The sequence below is a fragment of the Exiguobacterium sp. BRG2 genome (assembly GCF_031844245.1).
In the GTDB taxonomy this organism is placed as follows: Bacteria; Bacillota; Bacilli; order Exiguobacteriales; family Exiguobacteriaceae; genus Exiguobacterium_A.
Window position 1 is genome coordinate 58,470 of sequence record NZ_JAUZUW010000005.1, and the last position, 19,540, is coordinate 78,009.

Below are 19,540 nucleotides of genomic sequence, written 5' to 3' on the forward strand. Positions count from 1 at the left end.
TCGTTCCTCCTACATAAGTATCAGATACCTATAATAGTAACTGGAACTATTCGCTTAAAATATTCAAATATGAATATCCGACAAAAAACGACATTTTTTTATTCAATCATTAAAAAAGCAAGATCCATGGTCAAATGAACCTTGCTTTACCTCTTAAAGAGCAGGTGTTTCGACTTGGTACATCGTCGCAAGACCCGCTACTTTATTCTTGAATGCCTCTCGGCGTTCGACAGGTGCGATGATTTCTGCTTGGTTGCCGAACTGGATCAGCCACATCATGAAGCCGTCAGAAAAGAGCGCATCGACCTTAACCTCGAACCAGAGGTCATCGAGACGACGACAACGGATATCGGTCCCGAACCGGTCAACGACGGTCGGCATCAGACTCTCCTGGAATTTAAGCGTCAATTGCTCGTTCTCTCCTCCATACATGTTGAACATATTACTTAAGTAACTTGGCTCGACATAGACCGGTTCTTCCATCGGTTCGAATGCTTTACAATCAACGATTCGGTCGACCCGATACGTTCGAATCTCTTTGATCCGTTCGTCTCTTCCGATCAAATAGTAATTTCCGTTATCCATCAATAGGTGTGCTGGTGAAACGAGATAATGCTCGCCATCCTTGCGTAACTCGAACTTTCGCGTCCGTTCATTGAATTTCCCTTGGTACTGGAAGCTGATGACGAAACCTTCGCTGATTGCTTTCTGAATCGTATCGATTGAGCGGGATGTCATCCCTTTTGGTTTTTTGACAGTATGTAGGACCGGCTGAAGTGACTCCGCCATCTTATCACTCGTCAGGGATTGAAGCGTCTTGACGAGAGCTGTTGTCTCACTTTCCGAGATGAACTTCGCACTAGCGATGGCATCGACGAGCAATCGGAGCTGATGATGTTCAAAAGGACGACTGACGAGATGATACGGAATGGCAAGTCCATTCTTCGTCTCTTCCGCCACGACGTCGAAGCCTGATTTGGCAAGTGCTGCAATATCATCCTTTAACGATTTTCGGGATAGCTTCTCGATTAAGCCTCGTTTCGAGAGTTCCATGCTTAATTCCTCAAGCGTCAACGTATGATCTTCATCCGACTGACGTTCGAAGATTTCTCGTACAGCAAGTAAGCGGTCACGGTTTGTTAATTTTTCGTTTGACACTACGCATCCTCATTTCCTAAGTCACAATGGTTTGGTTATACTTTACAGTATACATGAAAAAGAGAATTAGATTAACAATAAAATGGTAAATATTAAGAGATAGGAGAATTTGGATGCATTGTATCGCAGAATGGAACGGTCAGCGCTTTGATTACCGGGATAGCGGAAGCGGTCCCGTCATTCTTTTAATTCATGGGACGCAGTCGGATTATCGGGAAATCTACCATGTCGAGAAATTGATTGCTGCAGGGTATCGTGTCATCGTACCATCGCGTCCGGGGTATGGGCGAACACCACTTCAACTCGCAGATAATCCAGAGGCGCTCGCGACATTTTACGCCGGGTGGCTCGCATCCCGTCAAATCGGACACTATACCGTTTACGGCATCTCAGCCGGAGGACCGACGGCGATCGCCCTTGCCGGAATGGATACGGGCGTTCATGCCCTCGTCTTAGCGTGTGCGATGACGCATCGGATTTCACTTCCTTATCATCGCCTACTCATCCAACCGGTCTTGCAGCGTCCCTTGCAGTTCATTCAATGGGGGATTTGGGCGTATGTGAAGGATAAAATTCGGAAGTTTCCTGAAGAAGCGGCCGTTCGGATGGTCGAGATGACGAGTCTCTTACCACGCGAAACAATCCGTACTCACATCAGTGAGACGGATGCTTCGTTGTTATATGAGGTCGGTCTTCAAAATGGTCCAGGACGGGGTGTGTTGTTCGATATCACGCAAGACTTAGGACAAGAGCGACTCAAAGCCGTCACGTGTCCGGTTTTGATCGTCCATTCAAAGTCAGACCGTGCTGTTCCGTTCGAACACGCCGAACACGCTCGACGAAGCATTCCGCATGCACAGTTCATCGAATCGAAGAGCCCCGGTCATCTCATTTGGATTGGTCCATCCGCGCGTTGGGATGAACGCATGATTGAACGCTTCATCGCCTTCAATCAGATGACTTGAAGCCGAAGCCGCATCTTCAACTTCTCGTCGTCCTCCTCGATCGCAACCAGTCCCCGGTTCTTCAGTTCACCGATCGCACGACGTGTTCGATCTTGATTGAGGCGGGCACAGCGGGCGATCTCGGCGATCCCCATTCGGCACGATAATTGATTGGCCTTGATTTTTGATGAAGGCTTCGCGACGGAACGTTGTAAAAGTCGCCAAAAGACGTGTCGGGCATCTTCCGACAAGGCGTAGGCGTTCTTCTCGATCACCGGTGGCATATAGCGGACATCTTCTCGAATTCGGCGAATCAGATAAAGACTGAGCCATTCTTCGAGTTCCGCTAGAATCCGTGAGAACTCGAACCACCAGAGCTGCTCGAGTGCCTCTTCTTCTTTCGTCGCCAGTTGCCAATTAGCAGGAATCTCATCAAATTCTTCCTCGAGCCAATCTTCGTAATCGAGAGCCGTCTCATATAAGACTTGTGACGGAATCTGTTCGAGCGACGTCCGATGTTTATAGATATCAAAGCTCATCCGCCGAAAATGTTCGACGGATGCAGCCACTTGGCTCAAATGAATCAATTGTTTCGTAATCAGCCGCGCCAGTCCATCCATTTCGAGGTGGATGGCATATAAGTGTTTTTCTAGCGCAATGAGCGTACTTCTCTCCATTCGACTGTTCCTCCCCCATTTGTTTTTTCGTCTTCTTGTCTTTTTCCGCAAAACCCTTATTCAAAACCAATTGTGAGCATATCGGTGTATTGACAGTGAAGTTTGGAATAGAATAAAACAATCGAATTCAAAAGGAGATGCACGATATGTATACGATTTATGGTAGCTCACGTAAAGGAAACAGTGAATGGCTCGGGGAACAAGCATTGAAAGGCATCCCTCATGTTGCTGTCGATTTGGCGAACGTCTCGATTCAGCCGATCGAAGACCGCCGTCATCATGGAGGCTTTTTGCCGATCGGTGATGACTATCGCCGAATCGTCGAAGCGATGCTTGAACACGATGACATCCTGTTCATCACGCCGATTTACTGGTACTCGATGTCGACGAAGATGAAATTATTCATCGACCGATTCAGCGAGTCATTGCGCGACGAAGAACTTGACTTCAAAAGCCGAATGGCGGGGAAACGATTCCACTTGATTGCCGTCGGTGGAGACGATCCGCGCCTCAAAGGACAAGCACTCGTCACGCAGTTCAAACATATCGCGTCGTTCCTCGGTGCGACGCTTGAGACAGCGATTCTTGCCGAAGGGAATGCACCGGGTGAGGTCGAGCACGATCAAGAAGCAATTGTGGCCATCGAGGCGTTTCGTGAAAAAATGTCAGGTGCACGTGTTTAAGCACGGATCGTGAAGGGAATTATCTGAAGCAGAGCGCACGACTGTCTAGCGTACGACTCAATTCAGGAGGTGGTCAGCCATGTTCGCATCTAAAAAACGATCGAATCGCAAGTGGAAACAACTGACTTCACGCCAGCATATCCTTCATCTTGAACATTTGTATCAATCACGCGAAGAGACGATTGTTCGTGATCGCCTCTCCTTGCAACACATCATGGAACGTGCAATCCGGACCGGACAGACGGTCCACGTCCGATTGAAACAACTGGATACGGTATCCGGTTCGATCCAAGCGATTTTTCATGACCGCGGAACGATTGAACTCGTCACATCGACAGGTATGCGCCGAATGGTGCGAGCGTCGGACGTCATCGATATCGAGTGGAAGGCAACCTAACAGCATTCAACCCCTTCTCGATGAGAGAAGGGGTTTTGATTTATATGAGTCCTTTGCCACCGAGCGGTTGATCTTCCAGTACACGTTCAACATGTTCAAGTAACGGACGCGCTTGCGTAATCAAGTGCTGCGTCACCGGTAACGTTAAGGATGCTTGATGAGTAGCCGCATCCGTCCAAATTTCGCGAACATGCAAAACATCTGGCTCGCAGAACGGCTGATGATGTAGTGCAGGCAGCCCGGATGCGTCGCAAGAGAAGCCGCAGCTTCAAGCAACAGGGCAATGACGTTGTCGCGTTGTCCGTTTTGAGTCGTAAATGTCGTCCATAATCCATACATCATGAGGTACCTGATAACGGTCGAACTTCCGCTCGCCAACCGTAAGATTCCCCTTCTGCGACTTGAGTCGTCGGATGAAGGAAAGCTAGTTCCATCGCATGATCCAAATCACGTGCTTCAAAGACGATCAAACTGCCGATTTGCTCCCCACTCGAGCGATCTGGTTCATCATTCGTCTGCACGACACCATCTCGCCAGTAAAGTGTTTGTGTCGCTAGACCCGGGTGCCAGTCTGATAAAACGTTCACTTGTTTATTAAAGGTGTTCATCAACGCATCACAACGCGACATCAAGGCGTCAATCTCTTCCTTTGATAAAGCATCCATCTGGTCTGCATCGTAATAACCAACATATAAGAATTGCATCGTCTTTCCTCCTTTCACCCTTTCCATTCCCTTCCAAGAGAAGGTTAAACAAAAGCCTCCTGTCTCTATGCTGAGAAACAGGAGGCTTACGTATCATTCATCTTTTAATTTGACATTTTGATCGGCTGGTAACGTTGTTGTCGTTTCCTCATCTTCGAGTTTCGGGACGCCAGCACCATAATCGGTTGCTTCATCCGCCACATACGATGCCGCAAACACTGGATTCAGTAAATCAGACTTCGAACCGACGATGACAATCCGACCGTGTCGGACTTCATCTTCTAGGTCCTCGGCGACATCCTTCGTCATACCAAGCTCGGACAACTGAGCGATCCGGTCTTTCCGGTTACTCCGGACGGCTGATAATAAGGTCTCGAAGAACGACTTCTTCGTCACGCGATACGGTAACGTCTGCGTATCGTTCGCGATGCGTTCGGCGAGTTCTTCGTCTTTCGCAAAGATGTAGATCTGTTTATTCGAATAACCACTTGATTTAAGGCTCGTCACTTCTGCGTCGACAGCGGTCATGTTTCGTACGATGCGCGTTTCAAGCATAAAAATCCCTCTCCTTCATGCAGCAAGCTGCTGATAAGAAGTTATACCCGAAACATAATAGTTAAAACCTGAAATTGAAAAATGGATTAAGCAGCCGTCTGGATTGAAGATGCACGCCGCTTTTGCCAAATCGTAAACATCGCAATCAAAATCATCAGGACGATTTGCGGGATGAGTGTCTCGATCGTCGGATAGAAGCCGATCCAGCCGGCGGTTCCGAGTCCATTGATCGGATGGATCGGTAAGACGTTCGTCAGCTGCAACGCGTGCAGACTCGTACCAAGAATCTTGAATGCCATCAGATAAATCAACCACGACGCGACTTGGAACAAACGATGGATCGGTAAACGAACACCGATTTGGATGACCGCATACGAGACGAGTCCGATGATGACGATTGCAAGACCAATCCCGGACAACAAGGCAGTCTTCGTCATCGCTGGTGCCATTCCGATGTAGAATAACAACGTCTCGGCACCTTCCCGAAAGATCGTCAAGAAACTGACGAAGAACAAGGACGTCGTTGAGAGCGTCGACAAAAAGTGTTTGCGTTTCGCGACGGCGCTTTTCGAGTGCAACCAGTAACCGACGAATAACATGACGACGACCGCGACGATTCCCGTGTAGCCCTCGATTTGTTCGCGACCTGTTGCTGCGAATGAGGCTTGAAAGACGGTCTGCAGGATGAGGGCTAACAGACCACTTGCGATCAGACCAAGTCCGGCACCTGCCCAGACCTTACCTTCTTGTTTGGTTCGGCTTTTCCGTGCAAAGGCAACAAGTGCACTGACGATTAATAATGCTTCCAAACCTTCCCGGAGCATCACGAGCATCGCGTCGATGAACGTATAATGCGTCTTTGTTTGTAATTGTGCAATAGCATTCTCGAACGACTGGAGTTCTTGTGCCGTTTTTTGCCGCGTTTCCGGCGTCAGCCGAGCAAGTAGCAAGGGTACGTCTGATTCAAGCTGGGAATAGAGACCTTCATTTCGTGTCCGGACCTCGCCTTCGGCTCGCGGCCAGGTCTTCAGAAACGATTCGAGTGCCAGCTTCGCTTGCGGCAAATCACTTGCTGCAAGCGCGGTCTGTGCCTCTTCAAGCGGTGTCAGCAGTGACTGCAGTCCTGTTTTCTTCGCTTGGACTTGTTCTCCGTCAAGGAAGGACTGAACGGCCGTATCGAATTGATCAAGTGCCGTCTTCCACTCCTTCGTATCCGCAGGCTTTCGCGCCGCGGCGATCCGAATCGAGGCAAGCGCCATCTCGATGTTGCCATAGTGACCGACACTGTCATTTCGGACAAGACTCTCGTGCGTCGCCCATGCGGTCAACAATCGTTGCTCCGCTGCCGGACGGTCGCTCGCTTTGACCTGCCGCATCTCTTTCGTCAATGAAAGCAATTGTTTCACCTTTGCTTTCGCGACCGGATCTGTCTTCGGTTTAGTAGCTTCTTCTTGCTTCCGGACGGCAGCAGAGAGTGCTGTCAGTTGCTCGCGGACTTCCGGAAACGCTGCCGACCGTTTCGCATCGACCTGTTTGACAGCTTTCGTGATTGCCGCTTGTTGATCAGCTAAGTCTTGAGCAGCTTGTCCTAGTTCATCAATCGCTTGATTCAGTGCCGCGCGATCTTCACTTGCGACGGCAGACAAAGCTTGTCCGATTGCGACATAGAGATCATCCGTCGAAGTAGCTTGGACAGGCATCGCGTGTTGACCGGCTACAAGGAGTACAAGTAAAAGGACAAGATTACGCAAATAACGCATCACCGATGTAGCCTCCTTTCGAGATCCCACCGAAGCAGGCGAAGATGGCACTTCCACGGTGCGTGATGTATTCATTCAGTCGATCCTGTGCGGCAAGACGACGCTGAATCTCGATAAATTGTTTTGGCGAGCGCTGATACGATAAAAAGAGTAGTCCAGCGTCGAGGGCACCCGTTTTTTCATCGATGCCGTCCTGATACGAGTAGGAACGGCGTAAGATGGCTGTCTTCCCGTCTCCGTGCGCGACAGCCGTATGCGAGTCAACGGGTAAAGCAGCTTCGCCCCGTTCTTGCCGTTTCGATGGTGTAACGGAAGCGAATTCGTCTGTAGAGCCAAGTGGTGCCCCGGAAGCACGTTCGCGCCCGAAGGTCCGTTCTTGCTCTTTTAGGATCGTCCGGTCCCAGACTTCGAGATGCATCTGAATGCGACGGACAACGAGGAACGAGCCGTTCGTCAACCATGGCGTCCCGTCCTGCCACTGGCAAAAGAGTGCTTCTTTCCGGACCTGTTTATTCGAGACGTCAGGATTTCCCGTACCGTCCTTGAAGCCGAACAGATTGCGCGGTGTCCCGCCAGAGGCATCTGCTGCTTTACTGCGCTGGAAACCAGCTTGGGACCAACGCATCGCGACCGTTCCGCGCCCAACACGGACGAGGTTACGAATTGCATGGAAGACGACTTGCGCATCATCACCGCAAACTTGGACGACGAGGTCGCCTCCGCCCCATTTTTCATCTAAACGATCGAGATCGAACGTCGGCAACGGTTTAAGCGCCTCCGGTCGCTTATGACGGATGCCGAAGCGACCGTCAAACAGACTCGGACCGCACCCGAACGTAAACGTCAAGTGACCGGCCGATAATCCGTCGGCTTCCCCCGTATCTTCCGGTGGGACGTAACGGGAGTCGGAATCGCCATATGGTAACCCAGCCGCAAGTCGGGCACACAACCGTGTCCAGCGCTTTAATAAATAAACGAGTTCATCGCGTCGCTCCGTCTTGATATCAAAGGCGACAACTTGGACGTGATTTTGTGGTGGTGTCAGAATTCCCGCTTGATATGTCCCGTAGAACGGCTCTTGATCACTTGCTTCGACAGTTAATGTCCGCGGAAGAAACTTCTCAAGACCGCTGGCATATAGGGCGGCTCCGAGACTCGTCAAGCCTGCGACCTTCAGGACGTCACGCCGCGTGACGCCTTCTTGGATTGGTTTCATGCTTATCCCTCCAGTACGATGCCCATCTTCGAGAGCGGTTCCGCGAGTTCATTGATGGCAACACTCATCTGCTTGACGTCTTGTTTCGAGAGACTCGTATAGAGGACGAAGCCGTCACCCTGTTTCTTCGCATCGAGTAACGCGTGGACATCCTTGAAGCGAGCTGCAATCTCTTTTGATAACGCCGCATCTTGTTTTTTCAATGCCGGGTTCAATAGTTCGTAGATCTTTTCAGCCCCTTCGACGTTTGCCGCGAAGTCATATAAATCGGTATGCGAATAACGGTCTTCTTCCCCTGTCACTTTTGACGTCGAGACCTCGTTTAATAGATCGGTCGCCCCCGTGACGAGTAACTCCGGTGTCACTTCGACCGTCTCGACCTTCGCCCGCAGTAAGTGGACGTCTTTCATCAATTGTTTCGCGTACGCTTCATAGCCTTTTGTCGTTCCCTTTTCAAACAACCCTTGTTCGATCCGGTGGTAGCCCCCCCACTCCGACGCTTTGACATCGCCTGCTCGCGCATCGATTTTCGGATCGAGATCACCGAACACTTCCGCGATCGGTTCCGCGCGTTCGTAATACATCCGCGTCGGTGCGTACAACGCTTTTGCTTCTTCCAGTTTGCCTGCTTGAACGGCATCGGTGAATTTTTCTGTCTCACGAACGAACGTATCGATTTCATTGATCGCATACGTCCGGTAATCGGTGACGACCTGATCGAAATTCGCCTTTTTCGGTGCTGGTTTTTCCGCTTGTTTTGCTTCACTGCAACCTGCTAAGACGACCGCGAGTGCGCCTGTCATCAATAATGCTTGTTTCATGTATGGTTCCCCCTATTACTAATTAAGTCAGTTCCTTCATCAGTATAGACGACAATGATAATCGTTATCAATAAATTTTTTGCACAATAAAAAAAGCTTGAACTGGTCATTCTTGACCAATCCAAGCGCTTTGTCAGGCATTTTCTTTTCGTTTCTTGAAATAGGTCCGTGAAATGATGAACGTCACGATTCCAAAGCCAATGAAGACGAACGCTTTTTGGAACAAGGTGAGGAATGACAAGTCAAACAATAAAAGCTTGACGGCACTGATCGTCAGGAGCAACAACCCGGACAACCGCCACGTCGACGACGTCCGCATCCGACCGATCGCGACGAGCACGAGGGCAAGGACGATATAAGCCGCGGATAACGTCGTACTACGTGCCGTCTCTTCAAGACCACGATAAAACGGTAGTTCCATGATGATCAACGTATAGGTCGTAAAGACGCCGATCGCCGCTAGGACAAGTACGAGTTGCCACGACCCTTTCCAGCCCGGATCACGATGTGTCTGAACGAGGAGTAAGACAAACGCTGTCGAAGCTAGGACCATCGCTAGAACGGTCAAGGCGTAGGATAAACCTAGGTTTTGATAGGTTTCATAGTCAACGACAGCCGAGAAGATGAAGACGACATACAATCCGACGTTAAATAACCGTTGGTGTGGCATCCGCGCTCGTGGAACGAACCAGAATGCAGCAATCAAACCGGCAATCAAAAAGTAGCGCAGTTGATACGTCCAGCTGAGGGCATCTGCCGGAATCAAGAGGACGGTGACGAGTAAGGCGACGTGACCGACACCATTTTGAGCGGGATCCTTCAATCGTTCAGCGAGAAGGTAGGCAGTGCCAGCGAACAGAATCGCGATCAGCGTACCGAACGACCAGTCGAGGATCAGTAACGTCAGTAAGACGACACCCCCAGCGAGCCAACTTGGGACGTTCTTCTCAAACTGAATCCGTTTTCCGACGAAGGAAGTCGCACCGTAGCCGAAGAATGTCGCAAGTAAGAGAGACCATTCATCAAGTCGTGGTACCTGTTCATCAAGCCAGTAGAGCTCTAACGAGAGTAGACCGAACGCGAGTGCGATCGTAAAGATCACCCAAGCGAAGACGAACGCTTTTTTGGCCTTCAGTCGGTCAACCGCAAAGAAGATCGCTGCGAACAAGACGACTTCGTACAATAAGAAGAGCGGTAAGTTCGGGTCGTCCGATAATTGTAGATACGGTAATAAGAAGCCGGTGATGGATACGAGGACGAGCAAGGCTTGCGATCGCATCCAAAGCATCAGACCGTACGCGATGAAAACGACGACGAGCTCAAGTAAGAAAGCTAATGACGGTGGATAGAATTGATATAAGGCCATTCCGGCGAACAATGCCGCCAAAGCGACGATCGTACCGGTCGCGACGAGTCCGACCCCAAGTTCACGTCGCTTCTTCTCATACTGGTATTCTCCAAGGGCGATGACGAGTAAACCGATCAATACCCCACTTCCGATGCGGACAGGCGGACTGATCAGACCGGCAACCGAGGCGTAGGAGAAGAGGAACAAAGCTCCAAGTGCGGCGAATATCGCTCCAATTCGGGGTAACCAGACAGTTGCGATGACCTGTTCCCAGTCTTCGCGGGAGCGCTTTTCCTTGAATGTTGGTTGAGGAACAACCGGCTTTCGTTTCGTAAAGGCAGGACGCGGGGCTGGGCGGGCGACCGTACTTACTTCTGGTTCGCTCGGTTCAGGGGCGACAGGCGAAGTGTGCTGTCCTTCAAGGGCAGCCACGCGTTGGCGTAACGCAGCGACCTCCTGCTCGAGACGCGTGATCCGTGGATCTTCCATCTCTTCACTTCCTTTCATGGATACATTGTCATTCTTTTACACACCTAGCAGGTGAACTCCTTCATTTTACAGTAGTTTTCGTATCAATACGCCTGAAAATAAAAATCCGGTCGCGTGGAAGCGACCGGTTGAGCGTTTAACGAACAGATAACGCATATTGTCCTGTCTGATTGAAGACGGACGTGAACTGCGAGCGACTGACACTGTACTTGCCGCGGTATGGATCCGAAACGTAGAACGAACCGCTTGAGACACCCGTCACGAGCATGACGTGATAGTTCCGGTAACCTGTGAATGTTTTGCCGTCCGGTTTAATCCATGAGAAGTAGCCATATGGATTCTTGAAATCGACCGTTGCCCAGACGATGACCGGGTTTCCGCTACGGATCTCACTCTCAATCTTTGAAACACCTTGTTTTGAGATATCAACGGACCCGCTGCGGTATTTTTTCGCGAGAGGTAGAATTCCTTTCGGATAGATTCCCCAGTTCTTGTAGTAGTCGAGCGTTCCAGCGGGATTACCTGTGAACATCTTTTGTGGATCTGCCCAGTAATACTTCCCGTTTTTATACGTCGCATTTTTCATGCTTTTCGGCATTTGATTGTAGAGTGATGTAGCAGAGACGGCTTTTTTCTTGTACTCGAGTGCCATCTTCAACGAGACGAACTCACAACCGGACGGATATCCGAGTGAATATTGGTTGTAGTACGGGACGTTTAACTGCTTCGTCGACGTTGATGGCTTTGACTTTGATACGTACTGCGTCGAGATATAACGGTAACTTCCCTTATAGAGAATCCGTGTCCAGCTCCCTGACGTGCCATATGTCGCAACCGCAACGCCTTTGTTTAATTGATCCACGACCTTATACTTCGTACCAGCGCCCGTCCGGACGTTGAGTGTGCCGACCGTCGTATACTTCGTTCCTGTCGACGTGTATTTCGAAGTGGACGATTTGACGTAGTTCTTGTGTATGTAGCCGGTACGGGATTTGTAGCTGATTTTATACCAGCTGCCGGATGTTCCCTTTGAAGTGTAGACGTTCCCTTTGTAGACGTTACCGAGAATCTTACTCGATGTCGACGGTTTTTCGCGGACACGCAAGACCTCCGTCGTCACGGTCAACTTCGTCGCGGCCTCAGCGATCAACGAAGGGCTGAGTACCCCAACGATAACAGCCGCTACGAGCAATGCGGATAAGAATCGTTTCATGATAGACCCCCTATGTTTAGATTTGATGAGACATTCCCCTTTTCCCAACTTTTTGAAAAAATAATCAACATTTCTTTAGAAAAATCTGAAAAATAAGGGATGTACTCATTCGTTATAGCAAAAAAAACCGACCATGCCTATAGGCACAGTCGAGTTGTCATCAACCTGCAATCAAATTAAAATTTAATTTTGGATCGTCAAGATATAAGGAGACGGTTGCGCAAAAGCCTGTTCAAGCAGGTGGGCAACAAACAAGGTATCTTCTTCTTTCACTGGAAGCGGTGCATCTTCGACGATACTGCGGTAAAAGGCACGATACATTTTACCGTAATCACCGACGGGACTCGGAATCCGGACGTCTTGTAAGTGACCATGTTCATCATGATAAATCAAACGACCGTAATCGTCTTCCGAATCCTCTCCAAAGCCCTCTTCTCCCGGGAAGTAGTTCGCTTTCAGATCAAGCTCTTGCCGATCGACGTGTTGTTTGATGAACGTACCGTTCGTTCCGTGTAACATCCACCTCGGTGCCGGAGCAAGCGCGACGTGACTCGTCCGAACGCTGACTTTTAGCTCCGGATAATAGAGATCAATCGCAAACGCATCATCGGGATTGTGCGGCAGTCGAACACTACGCACATCAAAGGCGACCTTGTCCGGTTTTCCGAATAAGGCGATGATTTGGTCAAGCGTATGAACACCGAGTCCGTAGAGTGCGCCGTTCTCATGGCGCGCATCAGCTGACGCTGCTTCGGGACGAAACAAATCAAACTGCGAGACGACTTCGACAAGTCGTCCGAGTTTTCCGGAACGGATGATTTGGGCGACGACTTGGAAGTCGCTGTCGTAACGGCGGTTTTGATAAGCGAGAATTTTGACGCCTTGCGCATGTGCTTCCGCAAATAAACGCTTCGTCTCCTCTTCCGTCACGGTAAACGGCTTTTCGACGAGAACATGCTTTTGATGTTGCAAGGCGAGCAACGCGTATTCGAAATGGGTAGCCGGTGGTGTATTGATGACGACGACATCAAGTGCCGGGTCAGCGAGCATCTCAGACACATCCGTCGTAAAACGTGCATCTGGCAGTCGATTTTGATAGGACGCGAACAGCTCCGGTTTTTCCTTCCGATTGTAAATCCAGGTGACGTGATAGTTGTCCTCGATCATCACGTACGGTAAATGGTAACGGGTCGTACTTTTGCCAAAGCCGATGAAGCCGATATTCAATCGCATCCGATCACTCCTTGAACCGTTCTTTTTCTCTTACCATACCAAACGAAACGACCGTTGTCTTGATTGAACCGCTTCAGGCCGTCGCTTCGATGCGTTCATACTCGTAAATCGCGAACCCGTCCCGTGTTCCTTGATAGACGAAGCCGAATGACGTGTAATACGCATTGAGAAACTCGTTTGAAGCGACACAGTCGAGTCGTAGGATTTCCCCTTCGTCCTCTGTCACAGCAATCGCATGTTCCAGCAGTTTCCGACCGACTCCACGTCCTTTTGCGCGGTCGCTGACGACGATTCGATGGATATACAGACCTTCTACATCATCCCACAAGGATTGATCCCATTCGAGCGAAGGAAGCAGGGCAACGGAACCAAGCAGCTCGTTCTGATCCTCAAAGACATACAGGCGACCGGCTTCTAAATCTCGCACGACGAGTTGCTCGATGTCTTGCTCAAGATAAGCTGACCACTGGCTACTGCCACCAGCTTTAAGGGAGAGCGCTTTTTGCTCAAGTAGGGTTGCGATGTTTCGAACGTCTTTTGATGTAGCTTGTCGTATCATGTTATTCCTCCTGTTACAAAAAAATTCTTCTCTATCCTAACGAATGCAAAGCGAGAAGAAAACCTTTTTGCTTCAAGATTTCATGTTTGCCCATTATTTTGTGATTTTTTTCATATTCCACAATTTTATTTCGATGTAACGTATTCTTTAGGAGTGATCTGACCCCCAGTCGTCACAACGGTAAACGACCTGCTTCCCACGAGCCGGTCGTTTTTTTGGCGTTCAGGATAATTCGACCCAGCGGCGCGACAAATTCCGTGCTTGTGCCCGGTACTCGTCATCTTCAACGATCGGATTGCTGAGTCGAGGAGCGGAATCAGCATAATAGCCGCCGTTGTCAAGTGGATCGTCGGTTGTTGCAAGATAGAGCGCCGTCTTCGCACCGTATTCCGGTGTATAAAGTTTTCCGGTCCAGTATCCGACTTGCGCGACTGGTTTGAGTAACGTCTTCATCACTTTGCCGTACTTGCCGCGATAGAACAAATCCGTATTGACGATCCCGGGGTGGACGCTGACGAACGTGATCCGGTCGCCGTGCTTTTCAGCTAGCTCACGCATATGAATCATTTGCAGGAGCTTCGATTCGCGGTAAGAACGCATCGGGCTGTAGTGTTCTTTTTTGACGTGCGCGATCGCCTCAAGTTCGACGTCGGTCCGGATCAAGCCGCCTTCACCGGCGAGAGAGGAAATCGAGATGACGCGCGGATCTTGTCCTTTTTCGAGTAAAGGTAACAATCGCTCGATCAAGTAGAAGTGACTCAAGTAATTGACTTGGAATTGCGATTCAAAGCCGTCCTTCGTGACATGATACGGCGGTACCATGACTCCAGCATTTAGGATCAAACGGTCGATTCGACCCACCATGTCGAACAGGCGATCCGCAAAACGACGGACGGAGTCAAGTTGATCCAGTTGCACAATCTCGATTTCCAGTTGTGTATGCGATACACCGTTTTCCCGCAACAGTTGAACGAGTGCCGTCGCTTTTTTCTGAGACCGGACGGTCGCGATGACACGATCTCCCCGCTCCAGTAATTCTTGAATCGTGACCATTCCCATACCAGAATTGGCACCCGTGACGATACAGATGTTCATCCCTCTTCCTCCTTGATGTTCCATTTTGAACGCACTAGTCCTGCTTCTAGTTTTCCTTTTTCTATTCGTTTATACACCTTATTTCGGTATTATTTTTCGAAATTTTCAAAAAATAACGTATACTAAGAAGAGAGCATGTCATCAAGAAAGAGGTGGTGGGATGGAAGAAGGTACGATTTTGTTCGTCGCAGGCACACTATTACTGATTGCAATCATCACGACGAAGTTTGCTGTCCGGTTAAATGTACCGACGTTGATCCTATTCGTCGTTGTCGGTATCGTCGCCGGGTCCGACGTTTCAGGAATCATCAACTTCGGTGATTTTGAACAAGCCCGTCTCTATGGGACAATGGCGCTCGTCTTGATTCTATTTGACGGTGGCTTGCATACAAAATGGACGCATTTCCGAAAGATTCTCCCTGCTGCCCTGTCGCTCGCGACCATCGGAGTCCTCGCAACGACAGGAATCATCGCTTTCGTCGCACATTATCTGCTTGATTTTTCTTGGCCGGTCGCGTTATTGATCGGCGCACTCGTCGGCTCAACCGATGCGGCGGCTGTCTTTTCTCTGTTAAGTGGACGACCGGTCGATGCTAATGTCAAACATACGCTTGAAGCGGAGTCTGGAACGAACGACCCGATGGCTGTCTTTCTCACGATCTTATTCACATCGTTTGCATTGGCACCGGAATCGTTCTCGATTGGTGCGGGTATTCTTTCCTTCATCTACGAGATGGGACTTGGGACACTAGTTGGTCTTGCGATCGGGTATCTCGTCACGCAACTGCTGAACCGGATCGAGTTGCCATCGTCCGCCCTTTATCCGACGCTTCTGTTCAGTGGGGCGCTCTTCTCGTATGGTCTCGCGACGATTTTGCACGCCAGTGGGTTTCTCGCCGTCTATCTGACCGGAATCTGGATCAACAATCATGATATGATCTACCGCGAGACGCTCAAACGATTTAGTGGTAGCTTGTCGCATCTAGCAGAGATCGGCATGTTCATCATGCTCGGACTGCTCGTCTTTCCAAAACAATTACTCGATCCTCGGACCTTGTTCGTCTCGGCCGTCATCGTCCTGACGTTGATCCTGCTCGCTCGTCCACTTGCCGTCGTCTTATCGCTACTTCCGTTTCAGTACACGGTCAAAGAACAGAGTGTCATCACGGCAGCTGGTCTACGTGGAGCCGTTCCGATCATTCTCGCGACCTATCCGCTTTCGAGTGGTCTTTCTGATGCGCCGCTTCTTTTCAATATCGTCTTCTTCACCGTCATGACGTCTGCTCTTTTGCAAGGAACGGCCTTGCCGTGGATCGTCCGGCGAATGGGGCTAGAGACACAGCCCGACACGACGGTCGAACCGTTCCTGAAATTCATGACCGTCACCCATCCGCAAGCGGAGATCATCGAGGTCAGGGTCTCGACAAACAGTGTGATTGCCGGAAGAACGTTACAGGATATCGAGATGCCCCAGGATGTGCTCGTCGTTGCGATCATTCGTGAAGATGAAATCCTGACGCCGCGTGGTCAGACACGTGTCCTCGTAGACGATCAACTGTTGATTTTAACACCTAAACAAGCGGATCAGGACGTGCGACGGCTGATTGCGTCGCTCGGATTATAGATCAGAGGAACATAATAAAAGCCTGAATGAAGGAAGTATCATACAGGCTAATTATTACTTAATAAATTCACTTTTTGATCTAAGAATTAGGTTGTCAAAAATAAATAACAACTATGGCATGAGAATCTTCCTTACCAAGAATGGAGGCCGTTTCGCTTTTTAAAATCAGTTCAAGCTACGAATTTGGCTGGGTCTTAAATTATTGAGAGCCCCATCACAAATCGATTTTCAAATATGAAATTTGAGTTATTTAAAAATCAATTGAGCAATTTCCGTTCCACTTTCAACTTCATCTGACTTTAACGGAATCATTTCAGAGATTTTTTCTTCAAAATTCGGGAAAACAAGGACTGAAATAATTTCTTTTCCCTTCTCCTCAATATAGGAAAGATCAAAAGTACCAATGTGGTCATTAACACTAACTATATCTCCAGCATTAATTTTGATATTAAATCCTTCACCTTTTAATTCAACTGTTTCAAGTCCTAAATGTAATAGCATTTCAAGGCCATCTTCCGTTACCATTCCAATTGCATGTTTAGTAGGAAACACTTGTGTAACCTTCCCGTTTACAGGAGAAAAAACTTCGCCGTTAGTTGGAATAAAGGCTAGCCCTTCGCCCATCATTTTCTGGGAAAAAACGGGATCTGGAACACTTCCTAATGGAATAACCTCGCCCTTTAAAGGGCTATGGATGAATATATTTTTTTCTTTTTTACTCTTCTTAAAAAACATCATTTCACACCTCAATGTCTATCTTTTACTATTTATATAATCTAAGTATCCAAATGCCAATGCTTCTACCACAATAAAAAAGGAAGAGGCAGATCGTACCCACCAATTTTTCGGAATAGGATTCATCGTACTGGAAGCATATAAATTAAAATCAGCATGTCCTGACAACCAATTACTTTTAAAATTGGTAAGGGAAATCATTTTTGCACCCTTAACTGCAGGAATATCAGGTAACCCTTGTAAGTTTGGATTTTCACCGGATAGCGAAAACAAAATAATTAAATCTTTAGAAGTTAACTTTTCAATTATAAGCCTATATTCATTTGCGTGGGCCATTGCAGGAATAATTTGAACGGGTTTGCCAATAAGTAGGAATAGTCGTTGCAGTTCTGCAGCTTGATTTTTCTGGGCTATTCCTGTTGAAATGACATAAATATTTTCGCTAGTATCAATTGCTTTATAAATAGGTTCAAAATCCACACTATTTAAATAGTCTAAAGTTTTATTGACATCATAAAGAACTTGTTCAAACAATTCATTTGGTTTAAGTTCCTCATTTGGGCTGGCATTTTCCCATTTTACAAAGTTTTTAAATTCACTATATCCACTAAAACCTAATTTTTGAGCAAATCTTAATACAGATGATTTGGATGCTAAACTATTTTTAGCGAACTGATTAATACCCATGTTCCCAATTTTATCTTTATTAGCAAGAACGTACTTAGCAATAGTAAAATCAGTATCACTCAAATACTCATAATTTTTATTAATTAACTCTTCAAGATTCACAAGGAGATCCTCCTAACTTAATTACCAGGCAACAGGGTATGAAAACACCTCATACCCGCTGCTAGTTTAGCAAACCCTTTTTCCTTAAGAAAGTTCCGGCCAAAAATCCTTGTTTGCCTCGATAAGGTCATCTAAAATTGCTTTTGCAACACTCGCACTTGGTACTGTCTTTGACAATGTTAGCGCTTGCCAAAGTTTTTGATATGATTTTTCTAAATAAGCTTGAACGACTAACTTTTCTACTGATACTTGTTGTTCAATCAATCCCTTTTGGAATTGAGGAATCGTCCCAATAGATAGTGATTCCACACCTGCTTTACTTACTAAACATGGAATCTCAACCATTGCAGTTGGTTCAACGTTTGCAATCGCCCCATTATTAGGAACAATTAATAGCATTCTTTCATATGTGTTGTATGCAAGCGCTCCTGCCAATCGAACGATGAATTCCGCGTGTTCCCCGGCTTCAATACTTGTTCCTTCAGCGGTGCCAGCTTCGGCAATTCGTATACATTCGGCAAAGACATTCTTTTCACGATGATCCATCACTTCGTTTGCCCGTGTATGTTCTGGGTTTGAATGTTGTACTACATAGTCAGGGAATAAATAATATTTTAAATACGTATTTGGTAGTGTATCCGGGTCAACAGCGTATACGTCCTTAGCTTTAGTAAATGTATCCATCCAGCTGGATTCCGCTAGCAGTGGATTATTGATCCCATCATTTTTAGCCCCATAACCCCATTGTTTTACATGTTCTTTCAATCTTGGCATTAAGTCATTGCCTTCTTTATCATAAAGCTCAGTCCACCAACCAAAATGGTTTAGTCCATAATACCGTTCAATAATATCATTCTCAGATTCCAACCCTAAAATGTCAGCCATTGATTTTTTAATGGCAACTGGCATATCACAAATATTAATGATTTTCGAGTTAGGACGTAAGATACGTGTTGCCTCTGCAACAATCGAAGCTGGGTTAGAGTAGTTTAACATCCAAGCATTCGGTGAATACTTTTCCATATAATCAATTAATTCAATTACTCCTGGAATTGAACGCATACCATAGGCCATGCCGCCAGGTCCACATGTTTCTTGACCAACGGCCCCATATTTTAATGGAATTTTTTCATCTAGTTCACGCATTTTTAGACCACCGACACGAATATGTGCCATTACGAAATCAACATCTGTAAAAGCTTCCTCGGGATCTGTTGTTGCTATGAATTCAATTTTAGGAGCGCGTTCCTTAATGATAATTTCACATGCTTTCGCAACGATATCTTGACGTTCTTTATTATTATCGTAAAATTTTAATTTCCGTAATGGAAATTTATCTTGATTTTCAATTAACATCATTACAATTCCAGCTGTATAAGTACTTCCCCCACCAGCAATTACTACAGAATTTTTTTTCATTTTTAGTCCCTCTTTCCTTATTGTTGTTATGTCTTAGCGTATAAATATTTCTTTAAGGTGAGTATACTGCGATTTTTCCTTCATCGTAATAGTTTGGAAAGATGATGGGAAAGGTTTCACT

Annotated in this window: 20 protein-coding genes; 4 read left to right on the plus strand and 16 right to left on the minus strand. The window is 47.6% G+C overall.

The window, feature by feature from the left end; translation table 11 throughout:
• Positions 1-153 precede the first annotated feature (153 nt).
• Positions 154-1,158, minus strand: coding sequence for a helix-turn-helix transcriptional regulator (locus tag Q9R23_RS08370; RefSeq protein WP_214853790.1), 1,005 nt, complete (start codon positions 1,156-1,158; stop codon positions 154-156).
• A gap of 113 nt (positions 1,159-1,271) precedes the next feature.
• On the opposite strand from Q9R23_RS08370, the gene Q9R23_RS08375 reads away from it, so the two are divergent.
• Positions 1,272-2,123: an alpha/beta fold hydrolase gene (locus Q9R23_RS08375; protein ID WP_311246839.1), complete on the plus strand. Its 852-nt coding sequence runs from the start codon at positions 1,272-1,274 to the stop codon at positions 2,121-2,123.
• Here the strand turns inward: Q9R23_RS08375 and Q9R23_RS08380 are convergent.
• Positions 2,111-2,779, minus strand: coding sequence for a hypothetical protein (locus Q9R23_RS08380; RefSeq protein WP_311246840.1), 669 nt, complete (start codon positions 2,777-2,779; stop codon positions 2,111-2,113). The genes Q9R23_RS08375 and Q9R23_RS08380 overlap by 13 nt on opposite strands.
• A 146-nt stretch (positions 2,780-2,925) precedes the next feature.
• Here Q9R23_RS08380 and Q9R23_RS08385 point away from each other — a divergent pair, with 146 nt between their 5' ends.
• The gene (locus tag Q9R23_RS08385; RefSeq protein ID WP_311246841.1) at positions 2,926-3,462 is read left to right on the plus strand and encodes a flavodoxin family protein; all 537 of its coding nucleotides are present in this window, start codon (positions 2,926-2,928) and stop codon (positions 3,460-3,462) included.
• Positions 3,463-3,541: 79 nt separating this feature from the next.
• Complete coding sequence (locus Q9R23_RS08390; protein ID WP_311246842.1) at positions 3,542-3,859, plus strand: hypothetical protein; 318 nt, start codon at positions 3,542-3,544, stop codon at positions 3,857-3,859.
• Between the two features lie 144 nt (positions 3,860-4,003).
• Here Q9R23_RS08390 and Q9R23_RS08395 read toward each other — a convergent pair whose 3' ends face one another.
• The 11 genes from Q9R23_RS08395 to Q9R23_RS08445 all read right to left on the minus strand — a co-directional run bounded on the left by Q9R23_RS08395 (position 4,004) and on the right by Q9R23_RS08445 (position 14,852).
• A complete protein-coding gene (locus Q9R23_RS08395; RefSeq protein ID WP_311246843.1) occupies positions 4,004-4,201 on the minus strand; it encodes an antibiotic biosynthesis monooxygenase in 198 nt (65 codons plus the stop codon).
• Positions 4,198-4,563 (minus strand): YciI family protein, encoded by a 366-nt coding sequence (locus Q9R23_RS08400; protein WP_311246844.1) that lies wholly within the window; start codon positions 4,561-4,563, stop codon positions 4,198-4,200. Before Q9R23_RS08400 ends, Q9R23_RS08395 begins: the two co-directional genes overlap by 4 nt.
• 93 nt (positions 4,564-4,656) lie before the next feature.
• Positions 4,657-5,118 (minus strand): general stress protein, encoded by a 462-nt coding sequence (locus Q9R23_RS08405; protein ID WP_311246845.1) that lies wholly within the window; start codon positions 5,116-5,118, stop codon positions 4,657-4,659.
• 86 nt (positions 5,119-5,204) lie between these two features.
• Positions 5,205-6,878 carry an FTR1 family iron permease gene (locus Q9R23_RS08410; protein WP_290783926.1) on the minus strand — a complete coding sequence of 558 codons (1,674 nt, stop codon included), beginning with the start codon at positions 6,876-6,878 and terminating at the stop codon, positions 5,205-5,207.
• Positions 6,862-8,094 (minus strand): iron uptake transporter deferrochelatase/peroxidase subunit, encoded by a 1,233-nt coding sequence (efeB, locus tag Q9R23_RS08415; protein ID WP_396136363.1) that lies wholly within the window; start codon positions 8,092-8,094, stop codon positions 6,862-6,864. The genes Q9R23_RS08410 and efeB overlap by 17 nt, the downstream gene beginning before the upstream one ends.
• Positions 8,095-8,096: 2 nt before the next feature.
• On the minus strand, positions 8,097-8,915 hold the full coding sequence (gene efeO, locus Q9R23_RS08420) for an iron uptake system protein EfeO (protein ID WP_290783863.1): 819 nt from the start codon (positions 8,913-8,915) through the stop codon (positions 8,097-8,099).
• Positions 8,916-9,048: 133 nt separating this feature from the next.
• A complete protein-coding gene (locus tag Q9R23_RS08425; RefSeq protein WP_311246846.1) occupies positions 9,049-10,752 on the minus strand; it encodes a DUF2339 domain-containing protein in 1,704 nt (567 codons plus the stop codon).
• 136 nt (positions 10,753-10,888) lie between these two features.
• A complete protein-coding gene (locus Q9R23_RS08430) occupies positions 10,889-11,965 on the minus strand; it encodes a C39 family peptidase (protein WP_311246847.1) in 1,077 nt (358 codons plus the stop codon).
• A 183-nt stretch (positions 11,966-12,148) separates the two neighbouring features.
• Positions 12,149-13,198, minus strand: a complete 1,050-nt coding sequence (locus Q9R23_RS08435; protein WP_290758436.1) for an oxidoreductase — start codon at positions 13,196-13,198, stop codon at positions 12,149-12,151.
• Positions 13,199-13,271: 73 nt separating this feature from the next.
• The gene (locus Q9R23_RS08440; RefSeq protein ID WP_214853766.1) at positions 13,272-13,757 is read right to left on the minus strand and encodes a GNAT family N-acetyltransferase; all 486 of its coding nucleotides are present in this window, start codon (positions 13,755-13,757) and stop codon (positions 13,272-13,274) included.
• A 222-nt stretch (positions 13,758-13,979) separates the two neighbouring features.
• Positions 13,980-14,852, minus strand: a complete 873-nt coding sequence (locus Q9R23_RS08445; protein WP_035408008.1) for an SDR family NAD(P)-dependent oxidoreductase — start codon at positions 14,850-14,852, stop codon at positions 13,980-13,982.
• Positions 14,853-15,012: 160 nt separating this feature from the next.
• On the opposite strand from Q9R23_RS08445, the gene Q9R23_RS08450 reads away from it, so the two are divergent.
• On the plus strand, positions 15,013-16,476 hold the full coding sequence (locus Q9R23_RS08450) for a potassium/proton antiporter (protein WP_311246848.1): 1,464 nt from the start codon (positions 15,013-15,015) through the stop codon (positions 16,474-16,476).
• Between the two features lie 246 nt (positions 16,477-16,722).
• Here Q9R23_RS08450 and Q9R23_RS08455 read toward each other — a convergent pair whose 3' ends face one another.
• The 3 genes from Q9R23_RS08455 to Q9R23_RS08465 all read right to left on the minus strand — a co-directional run bounded on the left by Q9R23_RS08455 (position 16,723) and on the right by Q9R23_RS08465 (position 19,419).
• Positions 16,723-17,211: a PTS sugar transporter subunit IIA gene (locus Q9R23_RS08455; RefSeq protein WP_234943139.1), complete on the minus strand. Its 489-nt coding sequence runs from the start codon at positions 17,209-17,211 to the stop codon at positions 16,723-16,725.
• A gap of 18 nt (positions 17,212-17,229) precedes the next feature.
• Entirely contained in the window at positions 17,230-18,000 is a 771-nt protein-coding gene (locus Q9R23_RS08460; protein WP_311246849.1) for a MurR/RpiR family transcriptional regulator, read from the minus strand.
• 84 nt (positions 18,001-18,084) lie between these two features.
• On the minus strand, positions 18,085-19,419 hold the full coding sequence (locus tag Q9R23_RS08465; RefSeq protein ID WP_214853755.1) for a 6-phospho-alpha-glucosidase: 1,335 nt from the start codon (positions 19,417-19,419) through the stop codon (positions 18,085-18,087).
• Between the last annotated feature and the right edge of the window lie 121 nt (positions 19,420-19,540).